The 17,568-nt window shown below is 71.2% G+C and carries 20 protein-coding genes; 3 read left to right on the plus strand and 17 right to left on the minus strand.

The genetic code is table 11. The annotated features are described in order from the left end of the window. Positions 1–30 precede the first annotated feature (30 nt). From AC1HFW_RS04100 to AC1HFW_RS04180, 17 genes are read right to left on the minus strand one after another with little or no spacing between them, the layout of a single operon-like run. On the minus strand, positions 31–1,254 hold the full coding sequence (locus AC1HFW_RS04100; protein ID WP_479281904.1) for a beta-ketoacyl-ACP synthase: 1,224 nt from the start codon (positions 1,252–1,254) through the stop codon (positions 31–33). Continuing rightward, positions 1,254–1,985 carry a 3-oxoacyl-ACP reductase FabG gene (gene fabG / locus AC1HFW_RS04105; RefSeq protein WP_061071737.1) on the minus strand — a complete coding sequence of 244 codons (732 nt, stop codon included), beginning with the start codon at positions 1,983–1,985 and terminating at the stop codon, positions 1,254–1,256. The genes AC1HFW_RS04100 and fabG overlap by 1 nt, the downstream gene beginning before the upstream one ends. Next, positions 1,982–2,437 carry a hotdog family protein gene (locus tag AC1HFW_RS04110; RefSeq protein WP_061071736.1) on the minus strand — a complete coding sequence of 152 codons (456 nt, stop codon included), beginning with the start codon at positions 2,435–2,437 and terminating at the stop codon, positions 1,982–1,984. Before AC1HFW_RS04110 ends, fabG begins: the two co-directional genes overlap by 4 nt. Then, positions 2,434–3,636, minus strand: coding sequence for a beta-ketoacyl-ACP synthase (locus AC1HFW_RS04115; RefSeq protein ID WP_479281906.1), 1,203 nt, complete (start codon positions 3,634–3,636; stop codon positions 2,434–2,436). The genes AC1HFW_RS04110 and AC1HFW_RS04115 overlap by 4 nt, the downstream gene beginning before the upstream one ends. Further along, complete coding sequence (locus AC1HFW_RS04120; protein WP_241074696.1) at positions 3,633–4,190, minus strand: DUF3261 domain-containing protein; 558 nt, start codon at positions 4,188–4,190, stop codon at positions 3,633–3,635. Before AC1HFW_RS04120 ends, AC1HFW_RS04115 begins: the two co-directional genes overlap by 4 nt. 10 nt (positions 4,191–4,200) lie before the next feature. Next, a complete protein-coding gene (locus tag AC1HFW_RS04125) occupies positions 4,201–5,466 on the minus strand; it encodes an NAD(P)/FAD-dependent oxidoreductase (protein WP_061071733.1) in 1,266 nt (421 codons plus the stop codon). A gap of 24 nt (positions 5,467–5,490) precedes the next feature. Further along, a complete protein-coding gene (locus AC1HFW_RS04130; protein ID WP_479281908.1) occupies positions 5,491–7,818 on the minus strand; it encodes an MMPL family transporter in 2,328 nt (775 codons plus the stop codon). Continuing rightward, the gene (locus AC1HFW_RS04135; RefSeq protein WP_061071732.1) at positions 7,802–8,398 is read right to left on the minus strand and encodes an outer membrane lipoprotein carrier protein LolA; all 597 of its coding nucleotides are present in this window, start codon (positions 8,396–8,398) and stop codon (positions 7,802–7,804) included. The genes AC1HFW_RS04130 and AC1HFW_RS04135 overlap by 17 nt, the downstream gene beginning before the upstream one ends. Next, positions 8,395–8,838 (minus strand): acyl-CoA thioesterase, encoded by a 444-nt coding sequence (locus tag AC1HFW_RS04140; protein WP_061071731.1) that lies wholly within the window; start codon positions 8,836–8,838, stop codon positions 8,395–8,397. Before AC1HFW_RS04140 ends, AC1HFW_RS04135 begins: the two co-directional genes overlap by 4 nt. After that, positions 8,831–9,754 carry an LpxL/LpxP family acyltransferase gene (locus AC1HFW_RS04145; protein WP_479281910.1) on the minus strand — a complete coding sequence of 308 codons (924 nt, stop codon included), beginning with the start codon at positions 9,752–9,754 and terminating at the stop codon, positions 8,831–8,833. Before AC1HFW_RS04145 ends, AC1HFW_RS04140 begins: the two co-directional genes overlap by 8 nt. Next, entirely contained in the window at positions 9,751–10,503 is a 753-nt protein-coding gene (locus tag AC1HFW_RS04150) for a glycosyltransferase family 2 protein (protein WP_241075765.1), read from the minus strand. The genes AC1HFW_RS04145 and AC1HFW_RS04150 overlap by 4 nt, the downstream gene beginning before the upstream one ends. Further along, positions 10,490–12,190, minus strand: a complete 1,701-nt coding sequence (locus tag AC1HFW_RS04155; protein ID WP_479281912.1) for an ApeI family dehydratase — start codon at positions 12,188–12,190, stop codon at positions 10,490–10,492. The genes AC1HFW_RS04150 and AC1HFW_RS04155 overlap by 14 nt, the downstream gene beginning before the upstream one ends. Positions 12,191–12,193: 3 nt before the next feature. Beyond that, positions 12,194–12,742 carry a COG4648 family protein gene (locus AC1HFW_RS04160; RefSeq protein WP_479281914.1) on the minus strand — a complete coding sequence of 183 codons (549 nt, stop codon included), beginning with the start codon at positions 12,740–12,742 and terminating at the stop codon, positions 12,194–12,196. Beyond that, the gene (locus tag AC1HFW_RS04165; protein ID WP_104021816.1) at positions 12,739–12,996 is read right to left on the minus strand and encodes an acyl carrier protein; all 258 of its coding nucleotides are present in this window, start codon (positions 12,994–12,996) and stop codon (positions 12,739–12,741) included. The genes AC1HFW_RS04160 and AC1HFW_RS04165 overlap by 4 nt, the downstream gene beginning before the upstream one ends. Before the next feature lie 16 nt (positions 12,997–13,012). Next, positions 13,013–13,273 (minus strand): phosphopantetheine-binding protein, encoded by a 261-nt coding sequence (locus AC1HFW_RS04170; RefSeq protein WP_061071727.1) that lies wholly within the window; start codon positions 13,271–13,273, stop codon positions 13,013–13,015. Next, entirely contained in the window at positions 13,254–14,153 is a 900-nt protein-coding gene (locus AC1HFW_RS04175; protein WP_061074365.1) for a lysophospholipid acyltransferase family protein, read from the minus strand. The genes AC1HFW_RS04170 and AC1HFW_RS04175 overlap by 20 nt, the downstream gene beginning before the upstream one ends. Next, a complete protein-coding gene (locus AC1HFW_RS04180) occupies positions 14,150–14,866 on the minus strand; it encodes a beta-ketoacyl synthase chain length factor (protein ID WP_479281917.1) in 717 nt (238 codons plus the stop codon). Before AC1HFW_RS04180 ends, AC1HFW_RS04175 begins: the two co-directional genes overlap by 4 nt. Positions 14,867–14,999: 133 nt before the next feature. Between AC1HFW_RS04180 and AC1HFW_RS04185 the strand changes: the two genes are divergently transcribed. The 3 genes from AC1HFW_RS04185 (at position 15,000) to AC1HFW_RS04195 (ending at position 17,412) form a co-directional block, all read left to right on the plus strand. Next, on the plus strand, positions 15,000–15,638 hold the full coding sequence (locus AC1HFW_RS04185; protein WP_479281919.1) for a 4'-phosphopantetheinyl transferase family protein: 639 nt from the start codon (positions 15,000–15,002) through the stop codon (positions 15,636–15,638). A gap of 99 nt (positions 15,639–15,737) precedes the next feature. Then, positions 15,738–16,955, plus strand: a complete 1,218-nt coding sequence (gene hmpA, locus AC1HFW_RS04190) for an NO-inducible flavohemoprotein (protein WP_238888729.1) — start codon at positions 15,738–15,740, stop codon at positions 16,953–16,955. 19 nt (positions 16,956–16,974) lie between these two features. Continuing rightward, on the plus strand, positions 16,975–17,412 hold the full coding sequence (locus AC1HFW_RS04195; RefSeq protein ID WP_006394122.1) for an Rrf2 family transcriptional regulator: 438 nt from the start codon (positions 16,975–16,977) through the stop codon (positions 17,410–17,412). The last annotated feature ends 156 nt before the right edge of the window (positions 17,413–17,568 follow it).

A 17,568-nucleotide genomic window follows, 5' to 3' on the forward strand; every position in this document is an offset into this window, starting at 1 on the left:
TGCGTTCCAGGTGACGGGTTGAAAGTGTCTTCAGGGCCAGCGGCGGAACACCAGCGAGGTGTTGATGCCGCCGAAGGCGAAGTTGTTGTTCATGACGTATTCGTGGCTCATGCGCCGGCCTTCGCGCAGGTAGTCCAGCTCGCCGCAGCGCGGATCGACGTTTTGCAGGTTGAGCGTGGGCGCGTACCAGTCGCCTCGCAGCATCTCGATGCTGAACCACGACTCCAGCACCCCGCAGGCGCCCAGGGTGTGGCCCAGGTAGCTCTTTTGCGAGCTGATCGGCATGCGGCTGCCGAACAGGTTGTGGGTGGCCTGGGTCTCGGCGATATCGCCCTGCTCGGTGGCGGTGCCATGGCCGTTGACGTAGCCGATGGCCTCGGGCGGCAGGCCGGCGTCGGCCAGCGCCATTTCCATGGCGATGCGCATGGTGGCGGCCTCGGGGCGGGTGATGTGGGTGCCGTCCGAGTTGCTGCCAAAGCCGACGATCTCGGCGTGGATGCGGGCGCCGCGCGCCTGCGCGTGTTCCAGCGATTCCAGCACCAGCATGCCGCCGCCTTCGCCGATGACCAGGCCGTCGCGGTCGCGGTCGTAGGGGCGCGGCGTCAGTTCGGGCGTGTCGTTCTTCTGGCTGGTGGCGTACAGGGCGTCGAACACCAGCGCTTCGCTGGGGCATAGTTCCTCGGCGCCGCCGGCCAGCATCAGGGCCTGGCGGCCGTAGCGGATGGCCTCGTAGGCATAGCCGATGCCCTGGCTGCCCGAGGTGCAGGCGCTGGAGGTGGGGATGATGCGGCCCTTCAGTTCGAAGAAGATGCCGACGTTGGCCGCGGTGGTGTGCGGCATCATGCGCACGTACGAATTGGCGTTGAGGTCGTCGGTGACGCCGTTGAGCAGCATGTTGCCGAAGGCGCGGATCTCGGCCGTGCTGCCGACCGACGAACCGCAGGCCACGCCCATGCGGCCGTCGCGGATGCTTGGGTCGCCCAGCAGGCCGGCGTCGTCCAGCGCCAGTTCGGCGGCGCGCACGCTCAATTGCGAGACGCGCCCCATGCTGCGCAGTTGCTTGCGGGTCCAGTGCGCGGGAACGCGGAAATCCTCGATCGGCCCGGCCAGGCGCGTGTTCAGTTCCTGGTAGCGGGCCCAGTCCGGCATGACGCGGATGGCGCTGCGGCCGTCGGCGAACGCCTGGCGGATGGTGGTCCAGTCGGAACCGAGCGCGCTGATGCCGGCCATGCCGGTGATGACGACGCGTTGCATCAGCACAGCCCTCCGTTGACCGCGATGACCTGGCGCGTGATGTAGGCGGCGCCGGGCGACATCAGGAAGGCGACGGTGGCCGCCACTTCCTCGGGGCGGCCCATGCGCTGGGCCGGGATGGCCTTGAGGATTTCCTCGACCGGCACGTGCTCGTCGATCATGTCGGTGTCGATCAGGCCCGGCGCCACGCAATTGACCGTGATCTGGCGCTTGGCCAGCTCCACCGCCAGCGCCTTGGCGGCGCCGATCAGGCCGGCCTTGGAGGCGCTGTAGTTGACCTGGCCGCGGTTGCCGATCATGCCCGAGACCGAGGCCATGCAGACCACCCGGCCGGGCGCGCGACGCCGGATCATGGGCATCGCCAGCGGGCTGAGCACGTTGTAGAAGCCGTCCAGGTTGGCGCGCAGCACCTGGTCCCAGTCGTCGCCGGTCAGGGCGGGGAAGGCGCCGTCGCGGGTCAGGCCGGCGTTGAGCACGACGCCGTAGTAGGCGCCGTGGGCCTCGACGTCGGCCTGCAGCACGGCGGCGCATTGCGACCGGTCTGCCACGTCGAACTGCAGCACGCGCGCCTGGCGGCCGCGGGCGGCGATCTCGGCCTGCACGGCCTCGGCCTGGGCGCGTTGCTGGCGGCAGTGCAGCACCAGATCATGGCCGGCATCGGCCAGGGCCAGCGCGATGGCGCGGCCGATGCCGCGGCTGGAGCCGGTGACGAGAATGGGAGCGGCGCTCATTGGGGCGGATCTTCCTGGATGAAAACTTTGGGGTCCCTGGGTTGATAGACGTTGAGCCGGGCGTTCGCCAGTTCGCGCTCGCCTTCGCGCAGCGCGCATTCGAATACGCTCATGCCGCTGTCGTCGATGAACCCGCGTTGCACGTGAATGGTGAGGACGGCGCCGGCCGGCAGCGCGTCGACCTGACAGTCGTAGCGGCGCGTGCCCAGCAGGAAGCCGAGCTTGACCTCGGCGCCCGCCAGGCGCGCCTGGCAGCCGGCCCAGGCGCCAATGGCCTGGGCCATCAGTTCCAGGCCGAGCCAGGGCGGCAGCGCGCCGTCGGGCAGGGAGTAGGGGCCGGGCCGCACCACCGCGCGCGCCGTCAGGCTGTCGGCGTCGTGCGCCAGCACGTCGTCGATCAGGATCATATCGCCGGCGTGCGGCAGCAGGCTGGCGATGGGCCACGGGCTCATGTCGTCCCCCCGAGGATCAGGCTGGCGTTGTTGCCGCCGAAGGCGAACGAATTGCTCATGGCGATGCGGCGGCGGCCCGTGGCGTAGCGGTGCCCCCGGGTGCTGAATTCCAGCGCCGGCAAGGCCGGGTCGGGCTGGCCGTCCCAGACGTGCGGCAGCAGCCGGCCCGAGGCGTTGGCGGGCGCCAGGGTGATCCAGGCGAGCGCCGCTTCGAGCGCGCCGGCCGCGCCCAGGGCGTGGCCGGTCAGCGGCTTGGTCGAGGCGCAGGGCACGCCCCGCGGGAACAGCGCGTGCACGGCCTGGCTTTCCATGGCGTCGTTGTGCGGGGTGCCGGTGCCGTGCAGGTTGATCCAGCCGATGTCGGCGGGATCGAGACCCGCGCCGCGCAGGGCGGCGCGCATGGCCTGCAGGGCGCCGGCGCCGCTCGGTTCGGGCGCCGACATGTGCCAGGCGTCGGAGCTGGCGCCGCCGCCCAGCAGGGCCACGGCGGCCGCGTCGGCGGGCTCGCGCTGCATCAGGAACAGCACGCCGGCCTCGCCGATGTTGATGCCGCGGCGGTTGGCCGAGAACGGCAGGCACAGGGCTTCGTCCACCGCTTCCAGGGTGGCGAAGCCGTTGATGGTGAGGCGGCACAGCGTGTCGGCGCCGCCGCAGACCACCGCGTCGCACAGCCCCAGCGCCAGCAGGCGGCGCGCGGACAGCAGCGCGCGGGCGCTGGAGGTGCAGGCGGTGGACAGGGTGTAGGCCGGGCCGGTCGCGCCCAGCCATTCGGCCAGGAACGCCGCCGGCGACGACAGCGCCTGGCGGCGGTAATCGTAGCCGTCGGGCCAGGCGCCATTGGCGGCCAGATCGCCGAACGCCGGGGCGTTGTCGTTCACGCCCGAAGTGCTGGTGCCCAGCACCACCGCCACGCGGTGGGCGCCGTGGCGGGCGACGGCGCCGCGCAGCAGGGGCTCGATCTGGCCGGCGGCGGCCAGCAGCAGCTGGTTGTTGCGGCTGCGGTGGTGCGCGGCGAAGGCGTCGGGGATGGCGGGCAGCGGGTCGGCGACGGCGCCGAGGGTGAGCGCGCGGTCGGCGACCCAGCCGGTCAGCGGGCGCATGCCCCGGGTGTCGCCGGCGAAGGCGGCCTCGGCCACGGCGTCGACGCCGCTGCCAAGCGCGCAGACGACGCCGGGGCGGCTCAGCCAGGTGGCGGTCATGGTTGCTCCTTGAGCGGCGCGACGCGCCACAGCGTGCCGGCGGCGTCGCGGATTTCAAGCGCGCCGTCCTGCGCGTCCGCCGGCCAGCGCACCGTCCAGCGCGGTTGGCCCCGTTGCAGCAGTTGCCGTTGCGCCGAGCCGTCGGCCGCGCGGCTGGCGCGCCAGGCGCCGGCGCCATAGGCCGCGTCCAGATCGGCTTGCGGGGTCCAGGCGAACATCAGCGCGGCGAACAGGTCGCGCGCCTGGCCGTTGGGCCGCAGGAACCCGTCGTTGCGCCAGCGGCCGTCCTCGAGCATCTGGCGCGCCTGCGGCACGCCCATCGGATCGAACAGCGACCAGCGCGTGGCGGCGGCTTCGCGTTGCACCACCAGCAGCGTGTCCTGCGTGGGCTGGCCGGGGCTGGCCTGGATCACGTGCAACTGGCGCGGCAGCGTGAAACCGATTGCCCGCGCGGGCACCGGCGGCGCGCCGGCGCAGCCGGCCAGCAAGGCCAGCGCCAGCGCGACGCAGGCCGCGCGCAGGGCGGACGGGAGCGGGGGCAGGACGGACATCATGGGCGGATCATCAGGCCGGCTGCGCCTGCGTGGCCGGCGCGCGGCACAGTTCGCTCAGCATGCGCAGGCGGCGTTGCGGACTGGCGACGAAGGGGTTGGCGGTGTCCCAGGCATAGCCGGCCAGGATCGAACTGATCATGCGGCGGATCTCAGGCTGGGCATTCTCGTAAAAGACGACATCCTGGAATTCTCCGCTATACCAGCCCTGCACGTAGGCGCGGAAGGTTTCCACCCCCAGCATCAGCGGATCGGCGAAATCGCTTTGCCAGTCGACCGTTTCGCCGCCCAATTGCCGGTGCAGGGCGTCGGCGGCCAGCTTGGACGAGCGCAGCGCGATGGTGACGCCGGACGAGAACACCGGATCGAGGAATTCGGCGGCGTTTCCCAGCAGCGCGTAGCCCGGCCCGTGCAGCCGCGTGACGCTGGCGGAATAGCCGCCAATGGTGTTGGCCGGCGTGTCCCAGACGGCGTTGCGCAGCACCCGCTTGAGGTTGGGGGCGGCGTCGGCCATGGCGCGCAGGGTGGTCATCAGGTCTTCGTCGGCGCCGCCGAACAGGTCCTGGCCGCCGACCACGCCGAATGAACTGCGGCCGTTGGAGAACGGGATCAGCCAGTACCAGATGCCGCTTTGCTCCGGATGCACGCTGATCAGGATCTTGTCGCGGTCGAAGCCGGCGTCGTCGATGCGGTCCTCGATGTGGGTGAAGATGGCCTTGCGCGGCGGCATCGACGACGGCCGTTCCAGGTCGAGCAGGCGCGCCAGCACGCGGCCGTAGCCGCTGGCGTCCAGCACGAACCTGCCGCGCACCTGGTAGGGCTGCCCCTGCGGGCCGCGCACCGTGAGCAAGGGGCCGTCCTCGCCGCTGAAATCGGCGGCGATCACTTCCTGCTGGTAGCGCACTTCCACGCCCTGGCGCGCGGCGTCGTCGGCCAGCACCTTGTCGAAGTGGGCGCGCTGCACCTGGAAGGTGCTGCCGGGGCCGGGGCTGAACTTGTCGCGGAAATCGAAGTAGGTGTATTCATCGCCGCGGGCGAAGGCGGCGCCGTTCTTGGTCTGGAAGCCCGCGGCCAGCACCGCCGGCATCATGCCGGCCTCTTCGATGAACTCCAGGCAGTGGGCCAGCAGGCTCTCGCCGATCGAGAAGCGCGGGAACTGCTGGCGCTCCAGCACCAGGACGTCGTGCCCCTGGCGCTTGAGCAGCGCGGCGGCCACGGCTCCGGCGGGGCCCGCTCCGATGACGATGACTTCCCGATGTTCCATGCTCGATGCTTCCATGAATGATCAATGACAAGATAAAAATCAGGCCTGGCGCGGAAGCCGGATCCACGGCGCCCACAACAGGGAAAAACCCACGCCCAGCGCCACCGCCATGCCGAAATTGGCGATGGCCGGCGTATGGCTGACGGCGAGCAGGCCGAAAGACAGCAGGGTGGTGAGCGCGCCCAGCATGATGCCCACCAGGCTGGCCGCCGCGCCGGCAACCCGTTCAGCCATGAAGATGGCGTAGTCCACGCCAATGGCAGACACCAGCAGCAGGCCGAACAGGCTGAACAGGGTCAGCGGCTGGCCCAGGTAACCCAGCGCCGCCAGGCTGCACGCGGTGGCCGCCAGCGGCACCGCCAGGATGCGCCAGGTGGCGGCGCGGCCCAGCGTCAGGCACAGCAGCGCCGCGGCGACCAGGTACGACAGCAGCTTGAGCTCGGCGGCCTCGATGCGGGTGGCGGTGAACATGCGGTTCAATTCGCCGCTGCGGTCCACCAGCGTGACCCCGGGCGCGGCCTGGGCGATGGCGGACAGCGCGGCGGGGTCGCGCAGGCCCAGCAGGGTGATCATGCCAGCGGCCTCGCCGTCGTGCTGCCCCAGCCACAGCGGACGCCAGCGTTCGCCCGCCTGCCCTTGCATGGCGGTGTCGATCGTGACCGGCGGCAGCGCCGCCAATGTGCGCAATTCCCGTTGCAGGGCCTCGAAGGGCACGCCGATGTCGGTGAGGGCGCGCCAGGCCTCGGGTCGCTCGGCCAGGGCGCCGAGCGTGGCGGCCAGGGCGCGCTGGTCGTCCTGCGGCGTCACGCGCTGGTTCAAGGCGGTGTAGGCCTGCAGGTTGCCCGCGGCGACTTGCGCGTCCAGCGCCTGGCTGACCTGCGCCTGGCGGCGCAGCAGCGCGTCCGGATCCGGCGCCCGCACCAGGAAGAACTGGCTGGTCGGCATGAAGCCGGTGATCTCGCCGATCTGGCGCGCCTGTTGCAGCAGCGGCGCGGGCAGGCTCAACCATTGACGCAGGTCGTCCTGGATGTTGAGCCGGCCGATGCCGCCGGCGGTGACGGCGGCCAGCAGCACGCCGCCCACCCACAGGACGGCGCGGCGGCCGGCCAGGCGTTCACGCGCGCGCAGCGCGGCCTCGGCGAAACGCAGCAGCGGCGGCCACGGACGGGGGCGGAAGCGTTCCATCCAGGCCGGCAACTGGCAGACGGTGCAGGCATAGGCGCCGAGCAGGCCGGCGGCGGAGAACACCGCCGTCTGCGTCAGGGCGGGGAAGGGCGTGAACGCCAGCGCCACGTAGCCGACCAGGCTGGCCGCCAGGCTGATGGTCAGGCCTGGCAGCACGCGACGCAGGGCGGGCCAGGCGCGCCAGTCGGGCATGCCGTAACTCTTGCCGAGCCAGTGCATCGGAAAGTCGACCGCGACGCCGATCAGGCTGGCGCCGATCACCAGCGTCAGCACGTGGATGGAACCGAAGACCGCGACGCAGGCGACCGTGCCCGCCAGCAGGCCCACGGCGACTGGCGCCAATGCCAGCAGCGCGCGCCAGCGGCGCAGCGCCAATAGCAGCACCAGCACGATGCCGGCCACCGCGATGCCGCCGATCCAGCCGCTTTCGGCGACGGCCTGCGCGCGGCCGGCCGCGGCGTAGAGCGCGCCGCCCGCCACCAGCAGGTCGGCGCCGCTGGCGGCCAGCGCCTGGCGGTCGCTGTCGATCTGGGCGGCGATGCGCGCCGGCGCGCTGCTGTCGAAGGCGTCGTCGCGGGTGCTGGCGCGCACTAGCACCCAGGCGCGGCCGGCGCTTTCGGCTTGCAGCGTGCCGGTGCCGACGTCGTACTGCACCGCGCCGCCGGGGCGCAGGGCCTGCTCGGCGAGTCGGGCCAGGCCGAGCAGGTCCTGGTCGACCGGCACCACGCTGGAGGACGAGAACGGATCGACCAGTTCGCGCGCGCGGCGCTGGGCGTAGGCGGCGGGATCGGCCAGCAGTTGCTGGCGTTGCGCCGCGGGTAGCAGCGCCAGGCGGTTGGCCAGCAGGCGGGCGCGCAGGTCGGGCAGGTCGACCTCGACGTCCACCAGCGCCGTGTCGAACAGGCCGCTCTGTTGCCAGCGGCGCGCCAGTTGGCGCGCCGCGGCGGCGCTGTCGCCGCCGGCCGGGGCGGCGACCAGCGCGACCAGCTGGCGGCTGAGCGGCTCCTGGATGCGGGCCTCGGCCAACTGCCGGGTGGCGTCGGCGCGGGCCTGTGGCACCAGTTCCATCAGGTTGGCCGACACCGGCCAGCCATCGCGGCACTGCCAGGCGCCCAGGCCCAGCAACAGCAGCAGTCCAAGCTTGAACAGCCGCGGCAGCCAGCGTTCAATCGGCAAAGGCACGTTGCTCCTCGGGCGTCAGGGCGTCGGCCGCCGCGGCGTCGGTCATCTGCAGCACGCTGCGGTCGCCCTGGACCTCGCGCAGTTCGATGCGGTCGACCAGCTTGCCGCCGTTGATCTGGATGTTCTCGAAGATCTGGCGCAGCAGCACCGAACGCGGCAGCAGCATCAGCTGCCAGGCGTCGGGGCCGCCCGACAGGCTCAGGTCGAAGTTCTCGCGCAGGCCGCTGGTGTCGCCGGCCAGCACCGACAGGAACAGGCGGTTCTCGCGGCTGGCGCCGGTGTGCTGCGGCAGCGCCTGCCAGGCGCCGTCGGGGCCGCGGCGGGCGATGCCATTGGCGCTGATGCGCAGGTCCTGGGCGATGGGGCTGCGCAGCAGCCACAGCAGGCCGCGGCCGGCGGCCAGGGTGAAGTCGCCGCGGCTGGTCAGCGGCTGCGGCAGCGAACGCAGGAATTTCTGCTGCACGAAATGGCCGCGCACGATCGGCGTGGCGCGCAGTTGCTGTTGCAGGTCGTCGAGGTCGAAGGCCCGCGCGCTCCAGGGCAGGATGGCCAGGGCCAGGCAGATCAGCAGGCGTTTCACGAGGCGGACTCCGGGGTGTCGAGTTTGCGCCGCACCGCGTCCAGCAGGGCGGCGGGCGAGGCCAGCTGCATCTCGCGGGTGCGCATGCAGACCGCCACCTGGACGGAACTGGCCCGCGTCACGCGCTGGCCGCTGGCGGCCTCGCGGATGAGGTAATTGATCTTGAGGCGGTTCTCCCATTCGACCAGCTCGGCGCGCACCACCAGGCGCTGGCCGAACTGCGCCGCCTGGGCGTAGCGCAGTTGCAGGTCGATCACCGGCCAGACGTAGCCGCTGGCGCGCATCGCGTCATAGCCGTAGCCCAGGCTGTCGAGCAGCGCGCAGCGGGCTTCTTCCAGGTATTTGACGTAGTGGCCGTGCCAGACGACGTTGATCGAATCGACGTCGTAGAAGGGCACGCGGATCTCGACTTCCGCGCCAAGGGCGCCGCGTTTACGCATCGTCTTTCCAGAAAGGGTAGAAGTTGAACCATTGCAGCGGCGCCTGGCGGCAGTGCGCGCCGAGACGATTGGCATAGCGCTGCGTCCAGTGGGCGATCTGGGCCTGGCGCGTGGCGCGCGTCCATTCGATGCCGTCGCTCAGGCGTTCCATCGACACGCGGTAGCGCGCGCCATGGCGGGTGCAGAATAGCAGGTTGACCGGGCTGCGCAGCAGGCCGGCCAGCAGCCAGGGGCCCTGCGGCAGCGCGGCGGGTTCGCCCAGCAGCGCGACCTCGGTGCTGCGGTCGCCCCGGAGCGGCACGCGGTCGCCGGCGATGGCCAGCCATTCGCCGCGCTCCAGGCGCTGGGCCAGGTCGAGCATGACGCCGGCGTCCAGTTCGCTGACCTGGATCATGCGCAGGCCGCCGCCGGCCTCGTCGAGCAGGCGGCCGAACTGCACCGCGTGCTTGGTATGCACCAGCACGTTCAGCTTGAGCAGGCCGGATTGCTCGGCCAGCGCGCGGCAGACCTCGATATTGCCCAGGTGCGACCCCACCAGGATCTGGCCGCGGCCGCTGCCCATCTGCGCATGCAGGCCGTCGGGATCGTCGATGTCCAGGTCCGCCAGCGTGATCTTGCCCTGCCAGACGTCGAGTTTGTCCAGCAGCGCCTGCGCGAACGCCAGGTACTGGCGGTAGACCGGGAACGAGCGCGGCAGCGGCGTGGCCGGCCCTCCGGCGCGCGCCAGCCGGCGCTGGTAGGCGCCGATGGCGCGCCGGGCGCGCGGGCCGAACACATAGAAATACAGCACCACCAGCCACACCACCGGCGCCACCGCGCGGCGGCCTATGCGGCGCGCGGCCCAGGCCGTCAGGCGCAGCAGCAGGGGACTGCCGCGCTCGGGCTGGTCGGCCCAGTGGGAATCGGTCGCGCTCATGGGCGCGCGCCCGTGGTGAGGCGGCGCAGCAGCAGTGCCGGCGAGCGCGCCAGCATGCCGAAGAACAGGCGCGCATGCATGCGGCTGATCAGCAGGTTGTCGCGCAGCGCCTTGAAGTGCGAGACGCCGCCTTCCGGATAGACCACGCGCGTCGGCAGCCAGGCCATGGGCACGCCGCGCCAGTGCAGGCGCACCAGGATGGCGATGTCGAAGTCCATGCGGCGGCCCACCTGCGTGGCGTCGATGACCCGCAGCGCCGGTTCGAGCGGATAGACCCGAAAGCCGCACATGGCGTCTGGGATATCGAGCGACAGCGTGTTGATCCAGACCCACACCCGCGTGAGCCAGCGGCCGTAGAGGCGGCTGCGCGGCACGTCGTCGCCGTATACCGGGGCGCCGCAGATGACCGCGTCGGGCCTGGCCCGCGAGGCCTGCGCGAAGATGGCGGCATCGCCCAGGGCATGCTGGCCGTCGGCGTCGACCTGCAAGGCGTGGCTGTAGCCCAGGCCGCGCGCGGCGCGCAGTCCGTCCTGCACCGCCGCGCCCTTGCCGCCGTTGGCGGCGCGGCGCACCAGGTGGGTGTGCGGCAGCGCCGCCAGCGCGTCCAGGGCGGCGGCGCAGTCGGGCGCCGAGCCATCGTCCACCAGCACGCAGGGCAGCCCCAGGGCCGCCAGCTGCGCATGCACCGCGGCCACCGTGGCGCCGTGGTTGTAGACCGGGATGACGGCGCAGAGCTTATGGGGCGCCATGGCCGTCTCCGTGCAGCACGCGTCCGGACGAGCAGGGCGCGTCGTCGAGCGTGTAGGTGAAATACAGTTTGCGCTTGCCGGCATCCCAGCGCAGCGCCAGCTCGGCCACGTCGCCGGGGCGCAGCAGCCGCTGGAACTTCAACGCTTCCATGCCGGCAAAGCGCAGCGCCGGCAGCAGGTCGCGCTGCGCCAGCGCCAGCGCCCAGCCGATCTGGGCCACACCGGGCACCACCGGGGCGGTGGGGAAATGGCCGGCGAAGTAGGCCAGGTCGCAGGGAATTTCCAGGCGGTAGCGGCGCTCGCTGGCGGTGGCGGCCGGCAGCGGCTCGGCGTCGGGTTGCCGTGGACGCGGACCGGCGGCGGCTTCGAAGTCGGCCTGGGTCATCTTGCCCTGGCTGTTCCAGGGCAATTGGCGCGACAACCGCCAGCCGCGCGGAATCGCCAGCGATTCGAAGCCCGCCGCCAGGTGCTGGCGCAGCGCATCCACCACGGCGCGCCGGCCCTGGTTGCGCAGCGCGTGCAGGCCGGTGGCGTTCAGCGCCACCAGCGCGCTCAGGCGGGTGGCGCCAGCGGCGCGGCCGACGCGGGCCTCGGCCACGTAGGCATGGCGCGCCAGCGCCTGTTCCAGCATGGGCAGCGCGATGCGCTTTTCCTCGATCTTGACGATGCGGTCCTGCCGGCCCAGCAACTGGAAGCGGTTGCCGCACAGCTCGGCGCCGTCGGCGGTCTGCGCGTCGGCGGCCTCGACCCAGGGCGAGTCCACGCGCAAGGCGCCGTGCGAGTCCAGGCCGACGGCCACGCCGGGCAGCGGCTGCCACGGGTCGGCGCCGCTGCGCCAGGCCACGGCGCCGGTCTCGGAGCTGCCGTAGATCTCGGTGGGACGCAGGCCCAGCTGGCGCGCGATCTCGTCGGACACCTCGGGCGGCAACGCGCCGCCCGATGAAAAGATGCGGCCTAGCCTGCCGCGCAGTTGCGTCCAGTCCAGCCGGTCGCCCAGGCGGCGCAACAGCGCCGGGCTGGCGATCCAGGTGAAGGCGGGATGGCGCAGGCTGGCCTGTTGCAGGTCTTCGGGGTAGAGCCGCTGGCGCCGGTCGATCGGGCGGCCGGCGCACAGCGGCCACAGCACGCGGAAGGGCAGGCCATACATGTGCTGGGCCGAAACGCTGCCCAGCACCGGGCCGGCGGCGTCGGGCCATTGCGCCTGCAGGGCGTGGACCTCGCGCGCCAGCTGGCCCCAGCGCTTAGCGATGTGCTTGGGGGCGCCGCTGGAGCCGGAGGTGCACAGCACCAGCGCCTGTTCCGGATCGAGCGTGGCGGGCGCCAGCGGCGGCGCGTCGCGCAGCGCGTCCAGGCGCCAGCGCGGGCGGGCGGTGGGCGGCAGTTCGGTGTCGGTCAGCCAGGCATCGACGTTGGCGTCGAGCAGGGCGCAAGTGCCGGGTCGCGCATCGCCCGGCAGGATCGCGGTCACGCCGGCGCGCCAGCAGGCAAACAGGGCGATGGCGAGGGCGGCGGCGTCGTCGAACCACAGGGCGGCGCGGTGCGTGGCGCGCGCCCGCAGGGCGCCGGCGGTGGCCAGGCATTGCGCGGCGAAATCCGCCTGCGGCAGCGCGGGATCGTCGGCGACGGACGCGTCGTTGGCGCCGGTGGCGCGCGGCAGCAGCAGATGCGTCAGGTCTGTCCAGGCCACCGCTCAGGCCGCCTTTGCCGCGGCCGGCCGCAGCAGCCATTCGGCGCCCATCAACAGGCCCATCAGCACATAGCTGATGGCGCCGTTGTAGGCGGTCCACCAGCTCCAGGGGCCCCAGGCGGCCAGCGCCGCCGCGATCGTGCCGTTGAGCGCGAAGAAACCGCACCAGACGCGCGTGACGTTGCGCGTGTAGCGCACGCCCGCGGCCGGCAGGTCGGGGTGGCGCAGGCGCGCCAGCTGTTCGATGACGGGACGGCCGCGATACAGGCTGGCGCCGAAGATGGCCAGCAGCATGGCGTTGACCATCACGGGGTACCAGCGCAGCCAGTCGGTGGAATTGGAGACGGCCAGCACCAGGCAGAACGCCACCGCCGCCAGCGGCAGCAGGCGCGCGCCGGGCTGTCCGTCGCGGCCGGCCAGCCCGCGGGCCAGCCACAGCACGGCCAGCGGCAGCGCCAGCCAGGCCGCGCCGACCCGGCCCAGCGTCGCGTACACGACGAAGGGATAGGCCAGGCCGGCCACGACCAGCGCGGGCGCCAGGCCACGTTTCATGCGCTGGCGTCCTGCTGCTTCTGGCACATGGCCTGCACCACGTCCTCGACGGTGCGCACGCTGCGGAAATCATTGGCGTCGAGCTTGCGGCCGGTCTGGCGGCGCACATGGTCGATCAGGTCGATGGCGTCGATGCTGTCGATTTCGAGGTCGGTGTAGAGGTTGGCCTCGGGGGTGATGCGTTCGGGCTCGATCTCGAACAATTCGCTCAGCGCGTCGCGCAGCGTATTGAAGATCTCATCGCGGGTCTGCATGGTCAACTCCATTGCCTCAGTTGCGGCGCTGGGCCGCGACGAATTCGGCCAGGTTGGCGATGCTGGCGAAGTGCTCGCGCATGTTGCGCGTCTCGGGGTCGATGGTGATGCCATAGCGCTTTTGCAGCGCCAGGCCGAGTTCCAGCGCGTCGACCGAATCCAGCCCCAGTCCGTCGCCGAACAGGCTGGCCTCGCGGTCGATGTCGTCAGGGGCGATGTCCTCCAGCCCCAGGGATTCGATGACGAGCGTCTTGAGCTCAGTTTCGAGGTGATTCATCCAGCTTGGACTCCACTTGCGGCGCGATTCGCGCTTGTTCGTTGTCGGGGCCGGCGACGGGCGCCGGGGCGCCGGCTGGCGCGTGGCGCGCCAGCTCGGCATCGAAATAGGCATGCAGGTAGTCGTTCATGCGGCGGCCGGCGATCGGCAGCGGGTGCGCATTGGACCACGTCGCGGGATCGATGTCCTCGCCCACCTGGATCACATAGCGCATGCGGCACGGCGGAATGCGGTACCAGGGCTCGCCTTTGGTCAGGCTGCGCGGATTCATGCGGATGACCACCGGCGTCACCACCCGCGCGCCGCGCAGCGCGATGGCGCAGGCGCCGCGATGGAACCGGGGCAGGCTGTCGGCCGGGGTGCGGGTGCCTTCCGGAAACACGATCAACGTTTCGCCGTTGCGCAGCACGTCGGCGGCGCGGTCGAACATGTCGAAGCTCTCGTCGTTGGTGATGTAGCCGGCATTGCTGATCGGCCCGCGCGTGAACGGATTGCGGGCCAGGCCGTGCTTGACGATACAGTTGGCGTTCTTGACGTGGCCCACCAGAAAGACCACATCCAGTAGCGACGGGTGGTTGGCCAGGATCATCTGGCCGGGACGGCCCAGGCGTTCGGCGCCCTTGAAGTCCACCGTCAGGATGCCGACGCGGACCATGAAGCGGATGAAGAAGCGGAACGTGCCGTTCAGCGCCCAGCGCGCGCGCCGCTGGCGGTCGGCGGCGTCGCCGGGAATCAGGCGTTGCGGCGGGAACACCAGCAGGCGCAGCAGCAGTCCGCCGACGCCGAACATGGTGAAGGCCATGCCGGTGGCGACCAGCCGCCACAGCCAGAAATCCTGGCGGGCCGGCGCTGCGGTGGGAGTGGTGCTGGTAGACGTCATGCCGAGCGGGTCCAGAGCCATTGGCGGGCGCGGTTGGCGTGCCGCCAGCTGGGGGTTTGCAGGTTCAGGTGGCGCAGCAGGTTCAGCGCGTTGGGCCAGGGCGGCGGCGGGCTGGCGGTGTGGGCGCCGGCCTCGAGTCGCCAGTCGGTGCCGGCGCGCAGGCGGAACGCCGCCGCGTAGGTGAACGGCACGTCGTCGATCCAGGGCGAGTAGGGCGCGGGCGGCTGTTCCTCGGCCAGCACCACCAGCACGTTGTCGTGGCCGTCGGCCAGCAGCAGGCCTGCTTCCAGGAAGGCGTGTTCCAGGCCGTCATCTTCGGCGGAGAGCGCAACGGATTCGGTGGTTTCGCGGCGTATGATCGACCACTGGCCGGCGATGGCGTTGTGCACGGACAGGCCGAACGCGGTGGGCGACAGCGGCTCGCCGGCGGCGAGCGATTGCAGCAGGCCGAAATTGCGCGTGGTTTCGCCATGGCGCGAGGCGAATACCAGCGGCATGGGGGGCTGACCTTCGGCGACCGGCCACGCACATTCGAATGCCGCGCGCGCCATCAGGCTGAGGCGTCGGCGTTGCATCGCGGGCAGGAATTCGAGGCGCGGCGGGCTGGGTTCTCCAACGGGACAATAAGGATGTTCAGCCCAATACAACCAGCTGCTCGCGTCTTGCATACCCGATGTCCAACCCTGCCATTGCGCAATGGAAAAGGTCAGCATAGCGCGCGATCTTACACTGATCGCAAATCTGTTAATTGTTTTTAGACGTTACCAAAACAGTGGAAACGCCTAATATTTTACATTTTGTTTTACCAAATCGTGGTTCATACACGTGATGTTTCGGGAACTTTCCTTGTGGTGGGCCGACCAACGCGCGTCCGCCGACTACCGTCCAGACCTGCTTTCGGCCGCCGACGCGCCGCGCGCCGCGGCGCTGCGCTCGGCCAAGGCGCGGGATGACTGGCGGGTCAGCCGCGCCTTGTTACAGCAGGTGCGCGCGGACGCGCCAGGGGCCTGCGCCCTGTCGCTGAGCCACAGCGGTGGCCATGCCCTCTGTGCGCGGGCGCCGGCGGACTGGGCCGTGGGCGTGGATCTGGAACGGGTGCGGCCGCGCGATAGCGCCGCGCTGGCCGCCTGGATCTGCAGCGAACCGGAACGCGCCTGGCTGCAGGAGGCCGAAGCGGCCGCGCGGCTCGAGCGCTTTTACCTGCTCTGGACGCTCAAGGAGGCCTTCGTCAAGGCGGCCGCGTTGGATTTTCCGGCCGACATGGCCTCGATCGGCCTGGCGCCGGACGCATCGGGCCGACTTGCGCTGCGTCCGCCGCCGGGGCTGTGGCAGGCGATGAGCTGGGGGCTGGGCAGCGACTGGGTGATGGCGGTGGCATGGCGCGCCAGCGGTCCGGCGCCGGCCGAGATCGGCTGGCGGGCCGCGTCGCATTGTGCCTGGCCGGCGCGGCGGCTGCTGGGGCAATGGACGGGGAGGGGGCGCTGAACGCGCCGCCGGTTTGGTGCGTCGCACTTAAACATGTATTATTAATGCATGTTTAAAAAAGGATGGCCCCGGCGCCATCCACCGCGCAAGGAGCAGTCGATGTTGAGTCCGCAGATCCGCGCCCTGGTCAAAGCCACGGCCCCCGTCCTGAAAACCCATGGCGAGGCCCTGACCCGCCATTTCTACGCCCGCATGTTCCAGCACAATCCGGAACTCAAGCACATCTTCAACCAGGGGCACCAGGCGGGCGGCGAACAGCAGCAGGCGCTGGCCGGCGCGGTCGCGGCCTATGCCGAGCACATCGACGACCCGTCGGTGCTGGCGCCGGTGGTGACGCGCATCGTCCACAAGCACGTCAGCCTGGGCATCCGGCCCGAGCACTACGCCATCGTGGGCAAGCATCTGCTGGCTTCGATCCGCGAGGTGCTGGGCGAGGCCGCCACCGATGAATTGGTCGACGCCTGGGCCGCCGCCTATGGCCAGCTGGCCGACATGCTGATCGCCGCCGAGGCGCGGCTGTACGCCGATTCGGCCGCCAAGCCGGGCGGCTGGACCGGCTGGCGCGCCTTCCGCGTGGTCGGCAAGCAGCCCGAGAGCGCCGAGATCACCTCGTTCTACCTGGCGCCGGCCGATGGCGGCACGGTGCCGGCCTACCGCCCCGGCCAATATGTGTCGGTGCGCGTCTACGTGCCGGAGCTGGGGCTGATGCAGCCGCGCCAGTACAGCCTGTCGGACGCGCCGGGCCAGGACCGCCTGCGGATCTCGGTCAAGCGCGAAGCGGGCGGCGCGCACGGCCCGGCCGGGCGCGTGTCCAATGCGCTGCATGACCGCCTGGAGGAAGGCGGCGTGCTGGACGTGGCGCCGCCGCAGGGCGACTTCCACCTGCGCGAGGACGGCGACGCGCCGGTGGTGCTGCTCAGCGGCGGGGTGGGGCTGACGCCCATGGTGTCGATCCTGAACCACCTGGTGGCCACCGGCGATGCGCGCCAGATCCGCTTCGTGCACGGCTGTCGCAATGCCGCCGCGCACGCCATGAAGGACCATGTCAACGACATCGCCGCGCGCCGCGGCAATGTGCGCAAGGCGGTGTTCTACGAGGAAGTGGGCGGCGCCGACCGCGCGGGCCGCGACTATGACCATCATGGCCGGGTCGACCTGAACGCCATCCGCGACGAGGCCATCGTGCCGGACGCCGATTACTACCTGTGCGGCCCGTCCGGCTTCATGCGGGCGCAGCGCGAAACGCTGCTGGCGCTGGGCGTGGCGGCCGACCGCATCCACGCCGAGGCCTTCGGCAGCGGCGGCGCGCCGGCCTGACCGGTGTATCCTGGCGCCCATGCAACTGACCCGATTCACCGACTTCGGCCTGCGTGTGCTGATGTACCTGACGCAGTGCCGCGACCGGCCCGCGGCGGTCACCATTCCGGAGATCGCCACGCGCTTCGACCTGTCGCGCAACCACCTGGTCAAGGTGGTGCACTTCATGTCGCAGCGCGGCTGGGTCAGCACGGCGCGCGGCAAGGGCGGCGGCCTGGCGCTGGCGCGCCCGGCGGCCGAATACCGGCTGGGCGACCTGGTGCGTGAACTGGAACAGCAGGGCCCGCTGATCGACTGTCACGAGCCGCCCTGTGCGCTGGACGGCGCCTGCCGCCTGTCGGGCGTGCTGGCGCAGACCCTGCAGGCGTTCTACGACGCCCTCAACGGCTATTCCCTGGCCGATTTGGTGCGCGATCCGACCGCCGCCGCCATCATCAAGCTGCATCGCGCCGCCTGACGGGCGCGCCGGCCGATGGCTGCTGGCTGGTGGTCGGTGGCCGTGGGCGTGACCTCTGGCCGCCAGACCGGTCCATGAGCCGGGGTTATGGGTGCTGGGGCTTTGGTGATTTGCGGTCATCCGTCCCCCGCTTCAGAATAAGACCGTCGCCATTTT

The organism is Achromobacter sp. ISS7 (assembly GCF_056523125.1).

Excerpts from the sequence above, each read along its gene's own strand:
- AC1HFW_RS04100 (WP_479281904.1), bottom strand. The coding sequence starts at position 1,254 with ATGCAACGCGTCGTCATCACCGGCATGGCCGGCATCAGCGCGCTCGGT.
- fabG (WP_061071737.1), bottom strand. The coding sequence starts at position 1,985 with ATGAGCGCCGCTCCCATTCTCGTCACCGGCTCCAGCCGCGGCATCGGC.
- AC1HFW_RS04110 (WP_061071736.1), bottom strand. The coding sequence starts at position 2,437 with ATGAGCCCGTGGCCCATCGCCAGCCTGCTGCCGCACGCCGGCGATATG.
- AC1HFW_RS04115 (WP_479281906.1), bottom strand. The coding sequence starts at position 3,636 with ATGACCGCCACCTGGCTGAGCCGCCCCGGCGTCGTCTGCGCGCTTGGC.
- AC1HFW_RS04120 (WP_241074696.1), bottom strand. The coding sequence starts at position 4,190 with ATGATGTCCGTCCTGCCCCCGCTCCCGTCCGCCCTGCGCGCGGCCTGC.
- AC1HFW_RS04125 (WP_061071733.1), bottom strand. The coding sequence starts at position 5,466 with ATGGAAGCATCGAGCATGGAACATCGGGAAGTCATCGTCATCGGAGCG.
- AC1HFW_RS04140 (WP_061071731.1), bottom strand. The coding sequence starts at position 8,838 with ATGCGTAAACGCGGCGCCCTTGGCGCGGAAGTCGAGATCCGCGTGCCC.
- AC1HFW_RS04145 (WP_479281910.1), bottom strand. The coding sequence starts at position 9,754 with ATGAGCGCGACCGATTCCCACTGGGCCGACCAGCCCGAGCGCGGCAGT.
- AC1HFW_RS04150 (WP_241075765.1), bottom strand. The coding sequence starts at position 10,503 with ATGGCGCCCCATAAGCTCTGCGCCGTCATCCCGGTCTACAACCACGGC.
- AC1HFW_RS04160 (WP_479281914.1), bottom strand. The coding sequence starts at position 12,742 with ATGAAACGTGGCCTGGCGCCCGCGCTGGTCGTGGCCGGCCTGGCCTAT.
- AC1HFW_RS04165 (WP_104021816.1), bottom strand. The coding sequence starts at position 12,996 with ATGCAGACCCGCGATGAGATCTTCAATACGCTGCGCGACGCGCTGAGC.
- AC1HFW_RS04170 (WP_061071727.1), bottom strand. The coding sequence starts at position 13,273 with ATGAATCACCTCGAAACTGAGCTCAAGACGCTCGTCATCGAATCCCTG.
- AC1HFW_RS04175 (WP_061074365.1), bottom strand. The coding sequence starts at position 14,153 with ATGACGTCTACCAGCACCACTCCCACCGCAGCGCCGGCCCGCCAGGAT.
- AC1HFW_RS04180 (WP_479281917.1), bottom strand. The coding sequence starts at position 14,866 with ATGCTGACCTTTTCCATTGCGCAATGGCAGGGTTGGACATCGGGTATG.
- hmpA (WP_238888729.1), top strand. The coding sequence starts at position 15,738 with ATGTTGAGTCCGCAGATCCGCGCCCTGGTCAAAGCCACGGCCCCCGTC.
- AC1HFW_RS04195 (WP_006394122.1), top strand. The coding sequence starts at position 16,975 with ATGCAACTGACCCGATTCACCGACTTCGGCCTGCGTGTGCTGATGTAC.